Source organism: Paraburkholderia sp., assembly GCF_049581445.1.
GTDB lineage: Bacteria > Pseudomonadota > Gammaproteobacteria > Burkholderiales > Burkholderiaceae > Paraburkholderia.
On sequence record NZ_JBAURZ010000284.1, the window covers coordinates 1 to 20,634 of the forward strand.

The 20,634-nt window shown below is 62.2% G+C and carries 18 protein-coding genes and 1 pseudogene; 12 read left to right on the forward strand and 7 right to left on the reverse strand.

Features of this window, described 5'->3' with window-relative positions; all coding sequences use genetic code 11:
- From WCA85_RS23535 to WCA85_RS23555, 5 genes are all read left to right on the forward strand, one after another.
- On the forward strand, positions 1–2,754 hold a 2,754-nt coding region (locus WCA85_RS23535; RefSeq protein WP_424067258.1), incomplete at its 5' end, for a sensor domain-containing protein.
- 42 nt (positions 2,755–2,796) lie between these two features.
- Positions 2,797–3,324, forward strand: a complete 528-nt coding sequence (locus tag WCA85_RS23540) for a GNAT family N-acetyltransferase (RefSeq protein WP_424067259.1) — start codon at positions 2,797–2,799, stop codon at positions 3,322–3,324.
- Positions 3,325–3,463: 139 nt separating this feature from the next.
- Entirely contained in the window at positions 3,464–3,712 is a 249-nt protein-coding gene (locus WCA85_RS23545; RefSeq protein ID WP_424067260.1) for a hypothetical protein, read from the forward strand.
- Between the two features lie 139 nt (positions 3,713–3,851).
- On the forward strand, positions 3,852–4,418 hold the full coding sequence (locus WCA85_RS23550; RefSeq protein ID WP_424067261.1) for a GNAT family N-acetyltransferase: 567 nt from the start codon (positions 3,852–3,854) through the stop codon (positions 4,416–4,418).
- Between the two features lie 161 nt (positions 4,419–4,579).
- Positions 4,580–5,131 carry a GNAT family N-acetyltransferase gene (locus WCA85_RS23555; RefSeq protein ID WP_424067262.1) on the forward strand — a complete coding sequence of 184 codons (552 nt, stop codon included), beginning with the start codon at positions 4,580–4,582 and terminating at the stop codon, positions 5,129–5,131.
- A 97-nt stretch (positions 5,132–5,228) separates the two neighbouring features.
- Here the strand turns inward: WCA85_RS23555 and WCA85_RS23560 are convergent, their stop codons facing one another.
- Positions 5,229–5,624 carry an acyl-CoA thioesterase gene (locus WCA85_RS23560; RefSeq protein WP_424067263.1) on the reverse strand — a complete coding sequence of 132 codons (396 nt, stop codon included), beginning with the start codon at positions 5,622–5,624 and terminating at the stop codon, positions 5,229–5,231.
- A gap of 314 nt (positions 5,625–5,938) precedes the next feature.
- On the opposite strand from WCA85_RS23560, the gene WCA85_RS23565 reads away from it, so the two are divergent.
- Entirely contained in the window at positions 5,939–7,834 is a 1,896-nt protein-coding gene (locus tag WCA85_RS23565) for an ABCB family ABC transporter ATP-binding protein/permease (protein WP_424067264.1), read from the forward strand.
- Positions 7,835–7,961: 127 nt separating this feature from the next.
- Here the strand turns inward: WCA85_RS23565 and murU are convergent, their stop codons facing one another.
- Positions 7,962–8,681: an N-acetylmuramate alpha-1-phosphate uridylyltransferase MurU gene (murU, locus tag WCA85_RS23570; RefSeq protein WP_424067265.1), complete on the reverse strand. Its 720-nt coding sequence runs from the start codon at positions 8,679–8,681 to the stop codon at positions 7,962–7,964.
- An 11-nt stretch (positions 8,682–8,692) separates the two neighbouring features.
- Positions 8,693–9,751, reverse strand: a complete 1,059-nt coding sequence (locus WCA85_RS23575) for an aminoglycoside phosphotransferase family protein (protein ID WP_424067266.1) — start codon at positions 9,749–9,751, stop codon at positions 8,693–8,695.
- Between the two features lie 224 nt (positions 9,752–9,975).
- Here WCA85_RS23575 and WCA85_RS23580 point away from each other — a divergent pair, with 224 nt between their 5' ends.
- The 4 genes from WCA85_RS23580 (at position 9,976) to rsmA (ending at position 15,722) form a co-directional block, all read left to right on the forward strand.
- The gene (locus WCA85_RS23580) at positions 9,976–12,342 is read left to right on the forward strand and encodes an LPS-assembly protein LptD (protein ID WP_424067267.1); all 2,367 of its coding nucleotides are present in this window, start codon (positions 9,976–9,978) and stop codon (positions 12,340–12,342) included.
- 67 nt (positions 12,343–12,409) lie between these two features.
- A complete protein-coding gene (locus WCA85_RS23585) occupies positions 12,410–13,807 on the forward strand; it encodes a peptidylprolyl isomerase (RefSeq protein WP_424067268.1) in 1,398 nt (465 codons plus the stop codon).
- A gap of 4 nt (positions 13,808–13,811) precedes the next feature.
- Positions 13,812–14,825 (forward strand): 4-hydroxythreonine-4-phosphate dehydrogenase PdxA, encoded by a 1,014-nt coding sequence (gene pdxA, locus WCA85_RS23590; RefSeq protein ID WP_424067269.1) that lies wholly within the window; start codon positions 13,812–13,814, stop codon positions 14,823–14,825.
- 33 nt (positions 14,826–14,858) lie between these two features.
- Entirely contained in the window at positions 14,859–15,722 is an 864-nt protein-coding gene (gene rsmA / locus WCA85_RS23595) for a 16S rRNA (adenine(1518)-N(6)/adenine(1519)-N(6))-dimethyltransferase RsmA (protein ID WP_424067270.1), read from the forward strand.
- A gap of 32 nt (positions 15,723–15,754) precedes the next feature.
- On the opposite strand, the pseudogene WCA85_RS23600 reads toward rsmA, so the two are convergent.
- Positions 15,755–16,708, reverse strand: a pseudogene (locus WCA85_RS23600) (DMT family transporter).
- A gap of 443 nt (positions 16,709–17,151) precedes the next feature.
- Between WCA85_RS23600 and gloA the strand changes: the two are divergent.
- Entirely contained in the window at positions 17,152–17,538 is a 387-nt protein-coding gene (gloA, locus tag WCA85_RS23605; protein ID WP_424067271.1) for a lactoylglutathione lyase, read from the forward strand.
- A 159-nt stretch (positions 17,539–17,697) separates the two neighbouring features.
- On the forward strand, positions 17,698–18,096 hold the full coding sequence (locus tag WCA85_RS23610; protein ID WP_424067272.1) for a hypothetical protein: 399 nt from the start codon (positions 17,698–17,700) through the stop codon (positions 18,094–18,096).
- Positions 18,097–18,253: 157 nt separating this feature from the next.
- On the opposite strand, the gene WCA85_RS23615 is transcribed toward WCA85_RS23610, so the two are convergent.
- The 3 genes from WCA85_RS23615 to gmhB are packed head-to-tail and all read right to left on the reverse strand — an operon-like array spanning position 18,254 to position 20,545.
- On the reverse strand, positions 18,254–19,126 hold the full coding sequence (locus tag WCA85_RS23615; protein ID WP_424067273.1) for a M48 family metallopeptidase: 873 nt from the start codon (positions 19,124–19,126) through the stop codon (positions 18,254–18,256).
- A 59-nt stretch (positions 19,127–19,185) separates the two neighbouring features.
- Positions 19,186–19,944 carry a lysophospholipid acyltransferase family protein gene (locus WCA85_RS23620; RefSeq protein ID WP_424067274.1) on the reverse strand — a complete coding sequence of 253 codons (759 nt, stop codon included), beginning with the start codon at positions 19,942–19,944 and terminating at the stop codon, positions 19,186–19,188.
- A gap of 40 nt (positions 19,945–19,984) precedes the next feature.
- Positions 19,985–20,545 (reverse strand): D-glycero-beta-D-manno-heptose 1,7-bisphosphate 7-phosphatase, encoded by a 561-nt coding sequence (gene gmhB / locus WCA85_RS23625; protein ID WP_424067275.1) that lies wholly within the window; start codon positions 20,543–20,545, stop codon positions 19,985–19,987.
- Positions 20,546–20,634 lie beyond the last annotated feature (89 nt).

Here is a 20,634-nt window from a genome sequence, read left to right on the forward strand (position 1 = left end):
GAGTTGCAGCGTGACATCGCAGCCGCGCTGGCGCGTGCGCACGCCAGCGGCCCGGACGAACCACGTGCCTGGGCGGCCTCGGCCTACACTGGCATTGGCATGGATCTGGATCGTGTCGAAGGCGCGCTCACGGTGCTGCGGCAGCAGGAAAACCGGACGCTCCAGGCATCGCTCGAAGAGTCGGCACGGCAGACTCAGCACGCGATGCTGCTGCTCATCATCACCATGCTTGCGGGCAGTTCGCTGCTGATCTATACCTTTGGCGCCCGCGAGACCGCCGCGCGTGAACGTCTGCGGGTGGTCCGCGCGCTACGCCGCAACGATGAGCGTTTTCGCGGCCTGTTCGACACGCATCCGGTGCCGATGTACATCTTCGATCGCGACACGCTGCGGTTTATGGCGGTCAACGCGGCGGCTGTACAGCAGTACGGTTATTCGGAAAGTGAATTCCTCGAGATGACGATTCGCGCGATCCGGCCCAACACGGAAGTCGGCCGGCTCGAATCGCATCTGTCGCGCAGCGACGCGTCGCCGAAAGCGGGCCGCACCATGGCGGGCGTCTGGCATCACCGCCGCAAGGACGGCTCGACGATCAACGCGGACATTTCGTACCACTCGCTGAATTTCATGGGCCGCCCGGCGATCTTCGTGCTCGCCGACGACGTCACCGAGCAGATCAACGCCGAAGCCGAAGCGCAGCGCTCGAACCAGATGCTCGAAACGGTGATGGACAATATCCCCCAGCGGATTTTCTGGAAAGATCGCGAATCGCGTTACCTCGGCTGCAATATGGCGTTTGCGCGTGACGCTGGCCTCGCGTACCCGGAACAGGTGGTCGGCAAAACCGATCACGACCTGCCGTGGCGCGCGTTAGCCGAGAACGTCCGGGCGCACGACGAAGAGGTGATCAGCACAGGCGTGCCGAAAATGAACTTCGAGGTCGATCTCGTCATTGATGGCGTGCATCGCACCACCGTAACCAGCAAGCTGCCGTTCACCGATAGCGATGGCCGCGTGATAGGCGTGCTTGGCTCGTACACCGATATCACTGAGCGCAAGCGCGCCGACCTGGCGCTGCGCTTGCAAAGCCGCGCGCTCGATGCGAGCGTGAACGCGATTCTGATTACCGGGCCATCGGCGGCCGGCAATCTGATCGAATATGTGAATCCGGCGTTCAAACGCATCACCGGTTATGACCCGGCGGAAGTGATCGGCCAGGACTGCCGTTTGTTGCAGCGCGACGACCGTGAACAGGAAGGCGTCGCATCCATCCGCCAGGCGCTGGTCGCCAATCGCGAGGTGAGCGCGGTGCTGCGCAACTATCGCAAGGATGGCGCGCTGTTCTGGAATCAGCTTTTCATCGCCCCGGTGCCGAACCCGGACGGCGAGACGACGCATCACATCGGCGTGATCAATGACGTCACCGATCTGATCCGCTATCAGGAGCAACTGGAGTATCAGGCAAACTACGACAGCCTGACGCGGCTGCCGAACCGCAACCTGCTGCGCGATCGCCTGCAGCACGCGTTGATCATCGCTCAGCGTCACCACAAGGGCGTGGCGGTCGTGTTCATCGATCTCGACGGCTTCAAGAACGTCAACGATAGCCTCGGGCATAGCGTTGGCGACCGGTTGCTGAGCGTCGTCGCCGAGCGGCTCGGGCGGTGCGCGCGAGCGAGCGATACGGTGGCGCGCCACGGCGGCGACGAGTTCGTGATCGTGATGACCGATACGGTGGATGAGCAGTCGTTGATTGCCTGGATGGAGCGCGTGCGGGCCTCGATCTCGGAGCCGGTCTGGCTGGACGGCACCGAACTGTACGTGGGCTGCAGCATGGGCGCAAGCCTGTTCCCGCAGGATGGCGAGGACGCCGAAACGCTACTCAAGAAGGCCGATCTGGCGATGTATCGGGCGAAGGACATGGGCCGCAATACGTTCCAGTTCTATCAGCCGGAGATGAACGCCAGCGCGGGAGCGCGGCTCAACCTTGAACGGCGGCTGCGGCGCGCGTTGCGCGACGGCGAATTCCTGCTGCACTACCAGCCGCAGGTGGATATCGTGACGGGGCAGATTGTCGGCATGGAAGCGCTGGTGCGCTGGCGCGATCCGGAGGTGGGACTGATTCCGCCGTCGTCGTTCATTCCGGTTGCTGAGGAGTGCGGGCTGATCGGGCCGTTGTCCGAATGGGTGCTGCGTGAGGCGTGCCGGCAAAACAAGGCCTGGCAGGACGAAGGCCTGCCGCCGGCGCGCGTGTCGGTCAACCTGTCGGCGCGGCAGTTTCAGCAGCACGATATCGCCAAGCTGGTCACCCAGGTACTCGCGGAGACCGGCCTCGAGCCGAAGTATCTCGAACTCGAGCTCACCGAGAGTACCATCATGCGCAACGCCGAAGAGGCGGTGTCGATGCTCAACGCGCTACACGCACTGGGTATTGGCCTCGCCATCGACGATTTCGGCACCGGTTATTCGAGCCTGAGCTATTTGAAGCGTTTCCCGGTGGATCGGCTGAAGATCGACCGCTCGTTTGTGTCCGATATCGGCACCTCGGGTGACGACGAGACGATCACCTCGGCGATCATCGCCCTGGCTCATTCGCTGAACTTGCAGGTAATCGCCGAGGGCGTGGAGACCCTGGAGCAACTGGATTTCCTCAAGGATCGCGCCTGCGACGAAATGCAGGGCTTCTACTTTTCGCGACCCATGCCGCGCGACGCGATTCCTGAGTTGTTGCAGGGTGGGGTGGTGGACGCTTAAAGCGCTGACCATCCTGCCGTTGACGCAGACGAGGAGAAATGGATGAGCGAAGACGTACGCGTGCGGCGGCTTGGCGCCAACGAAGCAGTCACCTGTGTGGATGCATTGGCTGATGTGTTGGTGGACTGTGTGGAAGGTGGCGCGTCGGTGAGTTTCATGTTGCCGCTTTCGCGCGAGAGGGCGCTTGCATTCTGGCGCGGCGTTGCTGACGGCGTGGCGCGCAATGAGCGCGCGCTGTTGATCGCGGAAGACGGCGAGGGCCGCATTGTCGGCACTGTCCAGTTGAACATGGCGCAACCGGACAATCAACCGCATCGCGCGGATGTCGCCAAGATGCTGGTGTGCCGCAGCGCACGCCGGCTTGGGATTGCGCAGAAGCTGATGCATGTCGTTGACGAGGTCGCACGTGCCGAAGGCAAGTCCGTGCTGGTGCTGGATACGGTGACGGGGGGTGACGCCGAGCGTTTATACGCGCGTGCCGGCTGGCAGCGGGTAGGCGACGTGCCGAGATATGCGCTGATGCCCGATGGTGAGTATTGCGGCACCACGTTTTACTACAAGCATCTGTGAGGACGGTGATTTGCGGGGATGGCGGCGCGCTGGCTGATTGAATTGCGCTGCGTTGCGGTTGCGTTGGGTTTTAAGATCGGCTATTTGTCTTTCTCATGCGGGCAGAACCGACCGACGCTTTGCCAAAGGATCTCAATCGATGAAGCACGCTGGGCCTGTGGCCCTCGACGCCCTGGCGGTTCTGATTGGTTCGGTCCGCGCGCGACGCGATCTCAAGGAGTCGCGTCCCGGCGTTTTCTATCGCAAGGGCAAAGCGTTCCTGCATTTCCACGAAGACGCCTCGGGCCTGTTTGCTGACTTGAGGGTGCGTGACGAGTGGGAGCGCTTTCGCGTCACTGAAGCCAACGAACAAGCGGCGTTTCTCACGGTCCTTGAGCGAAGTGCATGAGCGTGGTGAGGTGTGGTAACGCGTGGTGAGTTGAATCGCCCGCACCGACATCGATGCGGCGTATGGCGATGAACGACGACACGATCTGAGTTGAACGCGCGGTGCAATCACCACGCAAGCGCACGGGAGCCCCTTCGCAATGAACCCTCCAGACTTTCCCGCAGAGGGCATCCTCACTGAACGTGTCCGCTTGACCGTGGCGCGCCGCGCGGACGCCGAAGCGCTGCTCGCCTTCCAGTCGGAGAACCGCGAACATTTCCAGCCATGGGAGCCCCTGCGCTCCGACGAGTTCTTCACCATGCCCGCCGCCGAACAACGCCTCGCCGCTATGGAGGAGCAAATGGCCAGCGGCACCGCGCTGCATCTGCTGTTGCGGGGTGTGCTGACTGGCGCTGTGCTTGGTCAATGCAACTTCACGAATATCGTGCGTGGACCGTTTCAGGCCTGTTTCCTGGGGTTTGCGATCGGCCGTCGCTATGAGGGGCGAGGTTTGATGAGCGAGGCGCTTGGTGCTGCGATTGACTACGTCTTTGGCCATTACCGGCTGCATCGCATCATGGCCAATCACCGGCCAGAGAACGTGCGCAGCGGCAATGTGCTGTCGAAACTCGGTTTCGAGCGCGAAGGGCTCGCGCGTGCTTACTTGAAGATCAACGGCACATGGGCGGACCATGTGCTGACTTCACGCATCAATCCGCACGAATAAGCCAGTGTGGCATTCGCCGCAGCTCTAGACTGCATGGAGCTCCGGCTGCCGTGCGGCTGCGGATGCGGCGACACCTGCGTGCCGCGCTTAGACTTATGGAGGCCTCTGCCGAGTGCCCATGTAGAATGGCCGTCGCAATTCCGCGCCCCGCCAGGTATTCAATGAGCGACTTCCCCGCCTTCGAAACCCCTCGACTACTCCTGCGCGAACTCGTCGCTGACGACGCCCCCACGCTATTTGCCATTCACGGCGACGCCGACGCCATGCGCTGGTACGGCGCGGATCCGATGATCGACGTTCGGCAGGCGCAAAAGCTGATCGAGATATTCGCAGGCTGGCGCGCGATGCCCAACCCGGGCGTGCGTTGGGCTCTGCAGAGCAAGTCCACTGGCCTGTTGATTGGCACGTGTGGACTGTTCAAATGGAATCGAGGCTGGAAGACCTGTACGGTGGGCTATGAACTCGCGCACACGGCGCGCGGTGCCGGTCTGATGGCGGAAGCCTTGAGCGCTGCGCTGACGTGGGGTTTCGCGTACATGCAACTGCATCGGATCGAGGCGCAGATTCATCCTGAGAACGCAGCGTCGCTGAAGCTCGCGCGCGGGCTCGGTTTCGTTCAGGAAGGGCGGGCGCGTGAGGCCGGCTTCTGGCAGGGCCAGCATCACGATCTGCTGCAGTTCGGTCTGTTACGGCAGGATTGGCCGCTGGCCTGACTCATCACAAGCGAGCTGGGCGAAGGAATAGGAGTCGGGCCATCTACCAGGCCATGAAGGCTCCAAGACCCAATGCCGGCCTCACCCTCCCGCACGTTCAGTCCAGCGCCGGCAGGGCGCGTGGACGGCGGTCGCTGTCGGTGGCGACGTAGGTGAGAGTCGCTTCCGTGACCTTCACGACTTCTTCAGCCAGGCTCATCCGCTGCGCGTACACCGTGACTTCGATCGTGACCGACGTATTGCCGGTCTTGACGATGTCGGCATAAAAGCTCAGCAGATCGCCCACGAAAACCGGCTGCTTGAACACGAATGAGTTGACCGCGATGGTGGCGACGCGACCGTTCGCGCGGCGGCTGGCGGGAATCGAGCCGGCGATATCGACCTGCGCCATGATCCAGCCACCGAACACGTCGCCATGTACATTGGCGTCCGAAGGTTGCGGCACGACGCGCAGCGCACACGATTTTTGTGGAAGTTGAAGATGATCGGTCATCGGGGCACCCATGAGAAACGGATTGGCTCGGCCTGCGGGCGGGTTTTTCACGGCAACTTCGCGGCAGCGGCGGCGAACGGCTGCAAACGTTGTGGCAGCTTCGAGACCAGTGACCGGCTTGCCCATGAAAAGCGGCGCCAGCCGGCTTCTGCGACAATAGAAAGATCAGGAATTGTACGGGAAAGCGCCCAATTGGGTCGCGCACCAAAATGCCTGCCGCCGGCGCTTGATCCACCGGTGGCAGAAATCAAGCCGCCAGCGGCTGCGCGCCTTATTGTTGCCTCCGTCTTTTCCATCCTCACCCAGCCGAACCCATGCGCCACCATTCCGCCCCTTCCGAAGCCGCTCCCATCTCGACCCAGCCGCGCAACGACTGGCAGACGATCCTGTCGCTGCTGCCGTATCTCGCCACCTATAAAAGTCGCGTCACGCTCGCGCTGACCTGCCTGATTGGCGCCAAGGTCGCCAATCTCGGCGTGCCGATCGTGATGAAGCGCATCGTCGACAGCCTGGTGTCGGTGCGGCATCTGACTGCACTCGGCCGCGCGGATCATGCGCCCGCCATTGTGCTGCTGGGCGGTGTTGGGTTGCTGGTGGTCGCGTATGCGGTGGTCCGGTTGTCGACCTCGCTCTTCACCGAATTGCGCGAGATCCTCTTTTCGAAGGTCACCGAAAGCGCGGTGCGCCAGCTCGCGCTCAAAGTGTTCCGCCATCTGCATGCGCTGTCTCTGCGTTTTCACCTTGATCGGCAAACGGGCGGCATGTCGCGCGACATCGAACGCGGCACGCGCGGTATTACGCAACTGATCTCCTATTCGCTGTACAGCATTCTGCCGACGCTCGTCGAAGTGGGCCTCGTGCTGGGGTTCTTCGTCGTCAAGTACGAGGCGTATTACGCCATCGTCACCTTCGTCGCGTTGGCCGTCTACATCACGTTCACCGTGAAGATGACCGAGTGGCGCACGCACTTCCGGCGCACGATGAACGACCTGGATTCGCGCGCGAACTCGCGTGCAATCGACTCTCTGCTCAACTACGAAACCGTCAAATATTTCGGCAACGAGGAGTGGGAAGCGCGCCGCTACGACGAAAATCTCAAGCGCTACAGGACAGCGGCCATCAAGTCGCAGAACTCACTATCAGTGCTTAACTTCGGGCAGCAGGCGATCATCGGCACGGGGTTGGTGTTCATTCTATGGCGCGCAACCCAGGGCGTGATGGCGGGACGTCTCACGCTGGGCGATCTGGTGCTGATCAACACGTTCATGTTGCAGTTGTATATCCCGCTGAATTTTCTCGGCGTGGTGTATCGCGAGTTGAAGCAGAGCCTGACCGACATGGACCGCATGTTCACCCTGCTCGGCGCGACGCAAGAGGTGCCGGACGCGCCCGATGCACCGGACCTTGTCGTGCGCGGCGCGCAAGTGCGGTTTGAGCACGTGAACTTCTTCTATGAACCGGCGCGGCAGATTCTGCATGACGTGAGCTTCACGATTCCCGGCGGCACCACGACGGCCGTGGTCGGGCATAGCGGCTCAGGGAAATCGACGCTCGCGCGTCTCATGTTCCGTTTCTACGATCTGGATCGCACAGCCGGTGGCGCGATCACGATTGATGGCCAGGATATCCGTGGCGTGACGCAGGATTCACTGCGCGCGTCGATTGGTATCGTGCCGCAGGACACGGTGCTGTTCAATGATTCGATCTACTACAACATCGCCTACGGCCGTCCCACGGCGACGCGCGACGAAGTGATCGCAGCGGCACGCGCAGCGCATATCCACGAATTCATTGAAGGCTTGCCGAAGGGGTACGACACGCCCGTTGGCGAGCGCGGCTTGAAGTTGTCGGGCGGTGAAAAGCAACGCGTCGCAATTGCCCGCACGATCCTGAAGAACCCGCCCATTCTGCTGTTCGACGAAGCAACTTCCGCGCTCGATTCGCGTTCCGAGCGCGCCATCCAGCATGAGCTCGATCAGATCGCCCGCGAACGGACGACGCTGATCATCGCGCACCGGCTTTCGACGGTCGTGCACGCGCAGCAGATCATCGTGATGGATAAGGGGCGCATCGTCGAGCGTGGCACGCATGCCGAACTGGTCCGCGCAGGGGGACTGTTCGCGCAGATGTGGGCGCTGCAACAGCAACGCGCGGCGCAAGGGGACGATGCGGCGGAGGCGGCTGGCGCCGCGACAGCTGTGGTGCGTTGAGAGCAGGCGCCTTGCGCGAGAAAGGGGCTCTTGCTGACGGCGCGAGCGGTGGAGGTGTCCACGCATCGAGCGCCAACAGCCGGCGGTCAGGCCGCCACGCCTTTACGGCTAGCGTTGGACCTGCCAGCTACGCTCTTGTCAGCCTCAACTGCGCATCGAGCGCCTGCAATTGCGCGGGCGTACCGACGTTTTCCCATAGTCCGTCATAAAGCTCACCGCTCGCTAATCCACGCCCGATCGTCTCGAAGTAGTACGGTGTCAACGCGCGGCGTGTGCCACGCGGCAACCCGCGGAACATGCGGGTGTCGTAGAGGGCAATGCTGCCGAACGTCAGCCGCTGTTGTGCATCCAACGAAACCACACCATCCACGAGGCCGAAATCGCCCGCCGGATGAAACGACGGATTCGGCACCATCACCAGATGCATACCTGCTTCTGCTTGCGCAGCGAGCCGCCCTGCATGCGCATGCAGGCTGCCGTAGTCGAAGTCAGCATAAACATCGCCAGCGACACCGACAAATATCTCACCAGCGTCGCCATCTTCCAGCAGCGGCAGCGCCTGGGCGATCCCACCGGCGGTTTCAAGCGCTTCCTGCTCCGACGAATAGCGCAGTTGCACGCCCCAACGCGAACCGTCGCCGAGGGCCGCTTCAATGCGCTCGCCAAGCCAGGCATGGTTGATCACAATGGTCCGCAAGCCCGCGCGGGCAAGCCGCTCGATCTGCCAGACAATCAGCGGTTTGCCGCCCGCTTCGAGCAGCGGCTTCGGCGTGTGGTCGGTCAGCGGACGCATCCGCTCGCCGCGCCCGGCGGCGAAAATCATCGCTTTCGTGAGAGACGTCGTCATCGGCGGGAAGCTCAGAACGTATAGCCGACGTCGACGGCGCGGCCTTCGAGTTCGTCGAGCAGCTTCGCGAACGGCGCGAGCGGCCGGTACCGTTCGGCCACCTTGCGGGCATAGCCGATAAAGCGCGGCAGGTCTTTCATGTAATGCGGCTTGTGGTCCCGGTAGTTGATCCGGCAGAACAGGCCCAGCACCTTGATATGCCGCTGCAAGCCCATCCATTCGAGCTGACGGTAGAACTCACCGAAATCGGGATCGACAGGCACGCCGGCCTTTTTCGCGCGTTCCCAGTAGTACACGAAGCAATCGAGCTCGAATTCCTCATCCCAGCTGAGGAACGCATCGCGCAAGAGCGAGGCGACGTCATACGTGATCGGGCCGTACACCGCGTCCTGGAAGTCGAGCACGCCTGGGTTCTGGGGATTGGGGGCGGGGGCCACCATCAGGTTGCGTGGCATGAAATCGCGCAGCATGAATACCTGCGGCTGCGCCTTGGCGCTGGCGATCAGCAGCGCAAACGTGCGATCGAGCACGCCGCGGGTCTTCTCGTCTACCTCTTGTCCCAGATGACGACCGATGAACCACTCCGGCATCAGTTCCATCTCGCGGCGCAGGAAGGCTTCGTCGAATGGCGGCAACACGTCTGGCCGCGACGCGAGCTGCCAGCGGATCAGCGCGTCGAGTGCGTCGCGCATCAACGGGCGGGCGGTGTCCGGGTTCAGCGCGTTGAGGTACGACGTGGTGCCCAGATCCGTCACGAGCATCAGGCCCTGCTCGACATCCACCTCCAGCACGCGCGGCACATAGACTCCGGCCGCGCGCAACAACTGCGCGATCTGCACAAATTCGCGGCACTTTTCGGGGGGCGGGGCGTCGACGGCGATCAGCGTGCCGGTGCCGGCGTCTTCCGCATCCTTACCGGCGAGGCGGAAATAACGCCGGAAACTGGCGTCACTGGAGGCGGGTACAAGCGTGGCCAGGTCGAGGGCATAACGGTTCGCGTGGCCATTCAGCCAGTTGATCAGTAATTCCAGGCGGGCGTCAGTGGAGGTCGGGGCAGAGGGCAGCGTCATGAAAACCGGAAGGCAAATTCTTGGGGGCAACGTCTTGCCATATAATACCCCACGACTTTTTTGACGCGACTCACGCTAGTTTTTGCTCAACTCGTTTTACCGCCTGCCTTATCGTTTCGACAGATTGTAAATATTGTTGAGCGCCTGACCGAGACGGTCTGACTGCTCTGGCGGACGAGCGTGAGTGTAAAAGCTGGTGGTTGAGCCGATTCGCCAAACGATACATGCCGCCTAGACAGCTTTCTCAAACGACCCCCTCTCGTGGCGGCGTGCCGCGCAAAAGGCGGCTCGTCGCGGCGTTGATCGCCGTGCCGGGCCTGATGCCCGCGCTTTCGCACGCCCAGTTGTCGGGCGACGCCGCGCAGGCTCAGCCAATCGACGCACCGTGGGGCATGCGGCTTGCCCCGCAGCTCGAAGAACATCCGTTGCACGCCAATCAGTCGCCAGCCACGTTCGTGCTGGGCGACTCGACCAATGGCACCGCTGACCAGGATATCGCCGCCAAAGGCTCTGCCGAAGTGCGCCGTCCGACCTTTACGATCAAGGGCGACGCGCTGCACTACGATCAGGACACCGACATGGCCGACGCGTACGGCCAGGTGCACGTGAACAATAACGGAGCGACCTTCGTCGGTCCCGAGGCGCACATTCAGGTCGATTCGAGCGAAGGCTACATGACCTCGCCGAAGTACCGCTTCAACGTAACGGGGGGATCGGGCAGCGCGGCGCGCGTGGACATCCTCGACAACGAGCGCTCGGTCTTCACCCAGGGCACCTACACGGCGTGCCAGTGCGAGAGCAATCCGGCCTGGTACATTCGCGGCAGCGAGTTCGACTTCGACACCGGCGCCGACGAGGGCGTGGCGCACAACGGCGTGCTGTTCTTCCAGGGCGTGCCGATCTTTGGTTCGCCGTGGCTGTCGTTTCCGCTGTCCGGCGACCGGCGTAGCGGCTTTCTGCCGCCCACCTTCTCGCTCGGATCGACCAACGGCTTCGAGCTGGACCTGCCGTATTACTTCAACATTGCGCCGAACCGCGACCTGCTGCTGACGCCGAAGATCATCTCGCGGCGGGGTCTCGAGACGGATGCGACGTTCCGCTACCTGTCGCCGACCTATTCCGGCTCGATCACCGGCATCTTCCTGCCGGACGACGCGATCACGAAGACCAACCGCTACGCGCTGTTCATCCAGCACAACCAGAACTTCGGCAACGGGTTCGGCGGCTACATTTATTACAACAAGGTTTCGGACAATACCTTTCCGGAAGACCTTGGCTCGGCCTCCAGCCAGATTCTCAACGGTACGCAGTTGCTGTACCAGCAGGAAGCCGGTCTGACGTACAACAACGGCCCGTGGTCGGTGCTTGCGCGCGAGCAGAACTGGCAGACGCTGGAGCCGTCGGTGGCGCCGTACGGGCGTGAGCCGCAGTTGAACGTCAAGTACTCGCAGTACAACGTGGACGGCTTCGATTACGGTGCGATGGCCGATTTCACGCGCTTTCGTATCACCACGGCGGATTCGACCGAGGGCGACCGCGTCGTCTTCGATCCGTATGTGTCGTATTCGGTGGTGGGTCCGGGCTATTTCGTCACGCCGAAGGTGCAGTGGCACTTCGCGTCGTATAACCTGAGCAATATCGGTACGGGCTCGCCTGCGGGCCAGCCGAAGGATTTCACGGAATCAGTTCCGACCTTCTCGTTCGATACCGGGTTGATCTTCGAGCGTTCGGTGCGTCTGTTCGGTCAGGATTACATCCAGACCCTTGAGCCGCGGCTGTACTACGTGTATACGCCGTATCACAATCAGACTTTCGCGCCGCTGTTCGATACGGCTGACGCGGACTTCGGCCTCGCCGAGATCTTCACGCCGAACACCTTCGTCGGGGACGACCGGATTGCCGACGCGAACCGGCTGACGGCGGCCATCACGACGCGCTTCATCAATCCGGCCACCGGCGATGAACGTGCGCGCTTCGTGCTGGCGCAGCAGTATTATTTCCAGGATCAGCGCGTCACGCTGCTGCCGACGCAAACCCCGGCGCAGGCCACGCACTCGGATCTGATTGCCGGTGCCTCGCTCAAGCTCGGAGCCGGTTTCGCGTCGGAAACCGCAGTCCAATATAATGCTGACAATAACCGGCTGACCCAGAGCAGCGTTGGCTTTGGTTTCAGTCCGGAGTCGGGCAAGGTTATCAACGTCGCCTATCGCTACACGCGTGCCGATACGACGCTGGACAACACGCCCGTCAACCAGATCACCATATCCGCTGAGTGGCCGCTGACGCACCACGTGTATAGTGTGGCGCGCATTAACTACGATCTGAACGGGCACGCGGTCGTCGACAGCCTGATTGGTCTGCAATATGACGCGGACTGCTGGGTACTGGGCATTGGCGTGCAGCGTTATGCGGATGGCGTGAACAACCTGGGGCTGCCTTCCCAGGGAACGCGTTTGCTTGCGCAAATCACGTTCAAGGGCTTGTCGAGCGTCGATAACGGCTTGATCTCCGCGTTCCGCTCGGGTGTACCGGGGTATACGCCTCTGCCGCCGCCAGCGGCGCCGGAGGCGCGTTTCACCAATTACGATTGACGGTCGACCGATCATCTATAAATTGCGCAAAGACGGGCGGGGCGCGCCCGACATCATTGGAGTATCTGTGGGAATCATGAAAAAGTTTCGCTTGGCATTGATGGCGGCCGGTCTTGCCGCTGTTGCCTCTTTCCTGTCGGTCGCGCCAGCACAGGCGCAAGATTTGCCGAACGCGGCTGCGCGAGCGGCTCAGAGCGCACCCAGCAACGGTCAGACGGTCGATACGATCGCCGCCGTGGTCAACGATGGCGTCATCACGCAGCGTGAGCTCGACGAGCGCACGGGCTTGATTACACACCGTTTGCAGCAGCAAAACGCGCCGGTGCCGCCGGCCGACCAGTTGCGCCAGCAGGTGCTCAGCCAGATGGTGCTGGAGCGCATCCAGCTGCAAAAGGCCAAGGAAGACGGCATCACCGTCGACGACGCGGCGGTGCAGAAAACGCTCCAACGCCTCGCTGCGGCCAACAATCTGCCGCTCGACGTGTACCGCTCCAAGATCGAGGCGCAAGGCGTGCCCTGGTCCACCTTCACGCGTGACGCCCGCACGGAGCTGACGCTGTCGCGTCTGCGCGAAAAGGAAGTGGACAGCAAGGTCACGGTGTCCGACGCTGAAGTGGCGAACTACGTAGCCAGCCAGCGTGGCCCGAACGTCGGCCTGACGAGCGACCTGCACCTCGAGCACATTCTCGTGAAGGTGCCGGCCAACGCGGCGCAGAACGATATTCTCGCCTCCGAGCAAAAGGCACAGGGCTTCCTGCAACAGGCGCTAACCGGCGACACCAAGTTCGAAAAGCTGGCGAAGTCGGATTCGCAGGCGGCTGACGCCTCGAAGGGCGGCGACATGGGCTTCCAGGCACCGTCGGCGCTGCCACCGGAATTTGTGAAGGCAGCTGAGGCGCTGCGTCCCGGCCAGGTGAACCCGGATCTGATCCGCACCGCTGATGGCTTCGAAATCATGCGTCTGGTCGATCGTCGCGCCGGTGAGGGTGCCGCCAGTGCCGATTCGACCAAGGTCGTGCAAACGCATGTGCGCCACATCTTGCTGCGCGTCGGCGAGGGCGTGTCGGAGCCGCAGGCACGTCAGAAGCTGCTCGAAATCAAGCGTGAAATCGCCGAAGGCGGCGACTTCGCCAAGTTCGCGAGCACCTATTCGCAGGACGGTTCGGCATCGCAAGGCGGCGACCTCGGCTGGATTAGCCCGGGTGAGACCGTGCCGGAATTCGAGCGTGCCATGAACAGCTTGCAGGACGGCCAGATCAGCGACCCGGTGCGAAGCGAATACGGCTATCACTTGATCCAGGTGCTGGGCCGCCGTGAATCGCAAGGCTCGGTCGCGCAGCAGATGGATCAGGCTCGCCAGGCCATCGGTCAGCGCAAGGCGGAACAGGCCTACGCGGACTGGTTGCGCGAACTGCGCGACACGGCTTATGTTGACGTCAAGATCGGCAAGCCAAACCTGCAATGACGTCATGACAAGCGCCGCCCAACCGTCCCGCGCCCCGGTGCAGATTGCGATCACAACCGGCGAACCCGCCGGTGTGGGTCCCGAACTGACCGCGCAGGCCATGGCGGGGGCGGCCGCTCACTGGCCCGGCGCGCAGTTCACGGTGCTGGGCGATGGCGATCTGCTCGCCGCACGAGCCGAAGCCGTCGGAATCGACTGGGCGGCGTTGTGCGGTGCCGGCAATGGCCGGGTGCGCGTGCAGCATCAGCCGCTCGGTGTGCCGTCGCTGCCGGGCAAACTTGATGCGGCGAACGGGCTATATGTGCTGGGCCTGCTGGATAGCGCGATCGACGGTGCAATGACGGGGCAATTCGATGCCATCGTCACGGCGCCGCTGCAAAAGAGCACCATCAATGATGCCGGCGTACCGTTCACCGGCCACACCGAATATCTGGCCGAGCGTACCCATACGCCGCATGTCGTGATGATGCTGGCCGGGACCGGCTCACGGCCGCTGCGGGTCGCGCTTGCCACTACGCATTTGCCCTTGAAGGACGTGTCCGCGGCGCTGACGATCGAAGGCATCGTCGAAACCTTGCGCATCGTCGACCACGACCTGCGCCACCATTTCGGCCTGCCAGCGCCGCGCATCCTGGTCACCGGCCTGAACCCGCATGCGGGCGAAAACGGCTATCTGGGGCGCGAAGAAATCGACGTGATTGGTCCGGCATTAAAGCGCGCGAACGAACTGGGCATCGACGCCCCGGGCCCGTATCCGGCCGATACCCTGTTTCAGCCGCGTTATCTGACCGAGGCTGACTGCGTGCTCGCGATGTATCACGATCAGGGCTTGCCGGTACTGAAGTACGCAACCTTCGGCGAAGGCATCAACGTCACACTCGGGCTGCCGATCATCCGCACCTCGGTCGACCACGGCACGGCACTCGATCTCGCCGGCACCGGCCGCGCGGACGCGGGCAGCATGATTGCCGCAATCGACACCGCTGTTTCGATGGCACGCCACCGTCGCGTCGCCTGATTTTTTTCCGTTCCTTTTTTGTAGCGTCTTTCGATGTCCACTAGCAGACAGCACCAGGGTCATTTCGCGCGCAAGCGTTTCGGTCAGAACTTTCTGGTCGACATGGGCGTGATCGATTCGATCGTCAATGTGATTCGTCCTCAGCGCGGCGAACGCATGGTCGAGATCGGACCGGGGCTTGGCGCGCTCACCGAGCCGCTGATCGAGCGCCTCGCCACGCCCGAAGCACCGCTGCACGCGGTCGAACTCGACCGCGACCTGATCGTGCGTCTGAAGAAAAAATTCGGTGATCTGCTGGAGTTGCATTCGGGCGATGCGCTGGACTTTGATTTCAGCACGTTGGCAGCACCCGTTGCGCCCGATTCACCAGAAGGCAAGCCGTCGCTGCGGATCGTCGGCAATCTGCCGTACAACATTTCGAGCCCGCTGTTGTTTCACCTCACGTCGTTCGCGCATTGCGTGATCGACCAGCACTTCATGTTGCAGAACGAAGTGGTCGAGCGCATGGTGGCCGAGCCGGGTAGCAAGGCGTTCAGTCGCCTGTCGGTGATGCTGCAGTATCGTTACGTGATCGACAAGCAACTCGATGTACCGCCTGACGCGTTTCAGCCGCCGCCGAAAGTCGATTCGGCGATCGTGCGGATGATTCCGTATGCGCCGCATGAACTGCCGGCGGTCGATGAGCGTGTGCTGGGCGAAGTGGTCACGGCGGCGTTCTCACAGCGGCGCAAGATGTTGCGCAACACGCTGGCCGCGTTTCGCGACAGGATTGATTTCGAGGCGCTGGGATTCGATTTGCAGCGCCGTGCGGAAGATGTGCCGGTTGCCGAATATGTGAAGGTTGCGCAGATCCTGGCTTCATCGGCGCAGCAAGGTTCGGCGCCGCCCGACGCCTGAGCTTCACGGCGGCCTGCGTCGCGGCATTTTCCTCACACTGTCCTACGCCGCCCCGGTGCGTTCACCAACGCAATGCCGGTCAGCACCATCAGCGCTGCGAGCAGAAAGCGCAAGCTGAACGATTCGCCGAGCAGTAGCACGCCAAAGGTGACACCGAAGAGCGGCGTGAGGAATGAGAACACCGACAGGCGCGAGGCGATATAGCGCGTAAGCAGCCAGAACCAGATCAGATAGCTGACGAACGCGACCACCACGGCCTAATAACCTAGGCTGATGATCGCAATGGGCGTGACCGTTTCCACTTTGACCTGACCGAGGCCCACCGCGAGCGCGAGCAACACCACCGCCGAGACAGCCAGTTGGTAAAACAACGTCTTGCTGGCGCTGGTTTGAGCGAGCCGTGAGCCCCGCACCACGACCGTCGTGGCGGCCCATGCGATGCCGCCGAGCACACCCAGCGCATCTCCCATCACGCCGGCGAGCGCCGAGCCTTGGCTTGCGATGTGGGTTGCCGCATGAGCGCGCGTGAATCCATCTGCGAATGCGAGCGCCATTCCCGCAAATGCGACGACAATGCCTGCCCACTGCGTGCGCCGCATCCGCTCGCCGTCGACAAACCAGTGCAGTCCCAAGGCCGTAAAGCATGGCGCCGTGTAAAGAAACACGGCCATGCGCGACGCGCTGGTCAGCGTCAGACCGAGAAAGATGCAGACAAACTCGGAGGCGAACAGCACGCCCGCGAGCAACCCCGCGCCAAGCGTGCCGTCGTCGCGAAAGAGCGGCGTACCACGCACGCGTGCCCAACCCCATACGAGTATCGCGGCCATCGCCGAGCGTAGGCCTGCCTGGAAGATCGGAGGGAGCGCTGCGTTAGTGCTTTTGATGGCGACCTGCTGGAAGCCCCAGATCGCGCACAATGCGATCATGGTCAGGATGGCGAAACTATCGGGCGCGCGACGCGCGGGCAGGGCTGGGGAGGCGCTCATCGGATCGTTTCTGGCAGGAAGAACTCGACACCGTACCATAGCAAGTCCGGCGATCTGTGCGTTCGATAACCTCGTCAATGGCGCGTGCTTGTGATGTCGCAAACACGGAATGTTCTCACCAGTTCCAGCGCATGCCGAGGTTGCATTCCACAACGCTGCGATGCGCGCCGTTCACGTTCGTCGTGTAGCCCGCTGCCGCGTAGACGCTGCCATGCGCGCTCAGGCTCGTGGCGATGCCGAACCCGAACTCGGCGGCCGTCGCAGGGACGCTGGGCTGTACTGCAGCGCATCAAGCCCGCGCCGACGCTGTTCACAATGCAAGCCGTACGGATCAGCGGCCTTAAAGGAAGGCTTGTGGCCCCTTGAGGCTGTGCCACTGCGAGCAGCGACACGTGATTCCGGGTACATTTACGTCCTCGACATCACGCAACTGGGAGCACACCATGCGCCTGCTTCACACCATGCTCCGGGTAGGCAACCTGGACCGTTCGATCAAGTTCTATAGCGAATTGCTCGGCATGAAGTTACTGCGCCGGCAAGACTATCCGGACGGCAAATTCACGCTGGCGTTCATCGGGTATACGGATGAAAGTGACGGCACCGTCATCGAATTGACGCACAACTGGGACACCCCTTCTTATGACCTGGGCACGGCTTTCGGCCATCTCGCGGTCGAAGTCGAAGACGCCTATGCAGCCTGCGACAAGATCAAGTCGCAAGGCGGCACCGTCGTACGCGAGGCCGGTCCGATGAAACACGGCACTACCGTGATCGCTTTTGTCGAAGACCCGGACGGTTACAAGATCGAGTTCATTCAGAAGAAAAAATAAACTGCGTGATGGATGTGCCGGAAGCGCGAATGGCCATGTCCAGCGCGCTCCGTTATGGCTCGTGCAGGTTAGCTGTGCGCTGCTGCGCGGTATACCGTTATGGCCGCGCCCATGGCGCTAAAGAAAAAACGGAGATGGCCCAGGGCCGAGGACCGAAGCATGCAGGAAGCGAATCCCTACTTTGCCGAACTCGACGACATCAACGCCCTGGTGCAGGCCTGGTACAACAGCGCGGCGGATGCTGGTGTGCTGGAGCGCCTGATGGCGCGATTCTCCGTGGAATTTTCGATGATCCTGCCAAATGGCGGGACATTGAATTATCCTGCGCTTCGCGAGATATTCGCCAAAAACGGCGGACAGTACCCGGGTTTCGAAATTGCGACCACCGACATGGTGATCGTCGCGCGATATCCGGCCGGTGCTGTCGTGACCTACAACGAGCATCAGTCTGACGGTCAGGGTAAGCGCACGGTGCGGCGCTCGACTGCTGTGCTCGAAATCGACGAGCAGGGCAAAGTGATGTGGCGGCATCTGCAGGAAACAATCTGCGCGGACTGAGCGCCGCTGAGTCACGTTAGTGCGTGACGTTCGCACGGGGCTCTGCGCTTGCCTCGGCGGACTCTACGGCCTCTAATGTCTCTGTTGCGTTTGCACTGCGCGAACCCGCACGAGCCTCGCACGTCGAGACACCATCGAGGCATCCATACTTCGCCGCTTACAGCGTAGGCAACAACTCAGGCGGATGATGCTTCAGCGTCTGCCGTGCCTCACGGAATTCCGGGAATATCGATTCGACCGTTTGCCAGAAACGCGGACTATGGTTCATCTCGCGCAGATGAGCGAGTTCATGCGCGACGACGTAATCGATAATCGACAACGGGAAATGAATCAGCCGCCAGTTCAGGCGAATCTTGCCGTCGCTCGAACAACTGCCCCAGCGCGTCGCCGCTGACGAGAGCGCGTAGGCGCGATAGTTCACACCTAGTTTCTCCGCGTAGATCGCGAGCCGTTCGCCGAAGAGCCGCTTGGCTTCGCCTTGCAGCCAACCCTGCACGCGGTCCTTGATCTGCTGCGCATCGGCTTGCAGCGGCAGCGGCAAAGCGAGTGCCGCCTGTTGTACGTCGAACGCGAGCGTGCCTTGCGGCGAGCCGAGTCGTACCCGTACAGGCTGGCCGAGATAAGGTACTTCAGCACCGTCCTTCCAGTCGATGCGCGGCAACGCACGTTGTTCGACACGCGTCTGCCATTCAATCAGCTTGGCAAAAATCCAGCGCTGTTTTTCGGTGATGGCGGTTTCGATGTCGGCCAGTGTGACCCATCGTGGTGCAGTGATCATCAGACCGCTGCTGTCGATCGCAAAGCCGATCGAGCGACGCGATGAACGTTTGAGCTGATAGTGGAGCGTCTGCGGGCCGATGGTCAGGCTGCGCAATTTCGAGCCGTCCGGCGCGCGTGGCGCGACCGGCTTTGGCGGTGAAGACGGCGATAAGGGCGAGGACGGCGCGAGGGCCGGCTCGGCGAAGAGCGGCAGATCGAGTTGCCGGCTATCGAGCGCCGCAGCGGGCTGCGGCGTGGGAGACTTCTGCATCGGTTTCGGCTTCGGGCAATACGCCCCGGCGCAAATACGCCAGCAAGGGCGTGGGCGCGTCAGATTTGGGCGGCGGCGGACGTGCCTGCTTCGGCACGGTACGCGGCAGGATCGATGCGACGCATTTCCGCTTCGATCCACTTTTCGACGCGCATGTTCACTTCATCGGGCGTGAGCCCCTTGGTGTCAATCGGCTTGCCGATCGACACTGTGACTATACCCGCATATTTGAGAAACGAGTTGCGCGGCCACACACGTCCTGCGTTGTGCGCGATCGGCACCACTTGTGCACCGGTAGCAACGGCGAAACGTGCACCGCCCGTTTTGTACTTGCCTTGCTTGCCGGTTGGCGTGCGCGTGCCCTCGGGAAACATGATCACCCATGCGCCTTCTTCCATGCGCGTCTTGCCTTGTTTGATCACCGAGTCGAACGCGTACTTGCCTTCCTTGCGATCGATGTGGACCATCTTCAGCAGGCCAAGCGCCCACCCGAAGAACGGCACGTAGAGCAATTCACGTTTGAACACGTAGCAGAGTGGCCGTGGCATCAGCGCAGGAAACGCGAGCGTTTCCCATGCCGACTGATGCTTGGAGAGCAGCACGGCGGGACCGTCAGGCAGATTGTCGAAGCCTTCGATCCGATAGTCGATGCCGTTTAGCCAGCGCACCACTGCGAGCGTGGACTTGCACCAGCCTGCCGCCATCCAGTAGCGGCGGTTGGCGGGCAGGAACGGGAAGGCGATGAAGCAGGCGGTTGCGTAGGGAATCGTGTAGACCACGAAGTAAAGCAGCAGCAGCAGCGAACGGAGAAAGCGCATCGGGCGGGATCAGTCTGGGTTAAAGGCGCTAAAGGGTGCGTCAGTCGTGTTCTGCGGCGAGGAAGTCGAGGGCGAAAGCGCGCAGATCGTCATGCACGATGGTGCCTTCAGGCAGGCCGCCTTTTTCGAGCGTCTTGCGGCCTTTACCGGTGAGCACCAGGTGCGGCACGAAGCCGAGCGCCGCACCGGCTTGCAGGTCGCGTAGCGAATCGCCGACCACCGGCGTATCTTCCGGATCGACCTCGAAGCGCTCGGCGATCATCTTCAGCATGCCGGGCTTCGGCTTGCGGCATTCGCAATGATCCTCCGCGGTGTGCGGACAGAAGAACACCGCGTCGATGCGCCCGCCCACCGCCGCCGCCATCCGGTGCATCTTCAGATGCATGGCGTTGAGCGCGTTCATGTCGAACAGGCCGCGCCCGATGCCCGACTGGTTGGTCGCAATCGCGACGCGATAGCCGGCCTGGTTCAGCCGGGCAATTGCTTCGAGGCTGCCCGGCAGCGCGACCCACTCGTCCGGCGATTTGATGAACGCGTCGGAGTCGACGTTGATCACGCCGTCGCGATCGAGGACAACGACTTTCTTCGGGTTGGTCGGCATGGTTCGGCGGCTGGTTGGTGTGGCTTGTGGGGCGCTTTGGGGTGCGTGTTTTAAGTGCGACTTTTATTAGGCCCGGGCTTTGGGTCCGG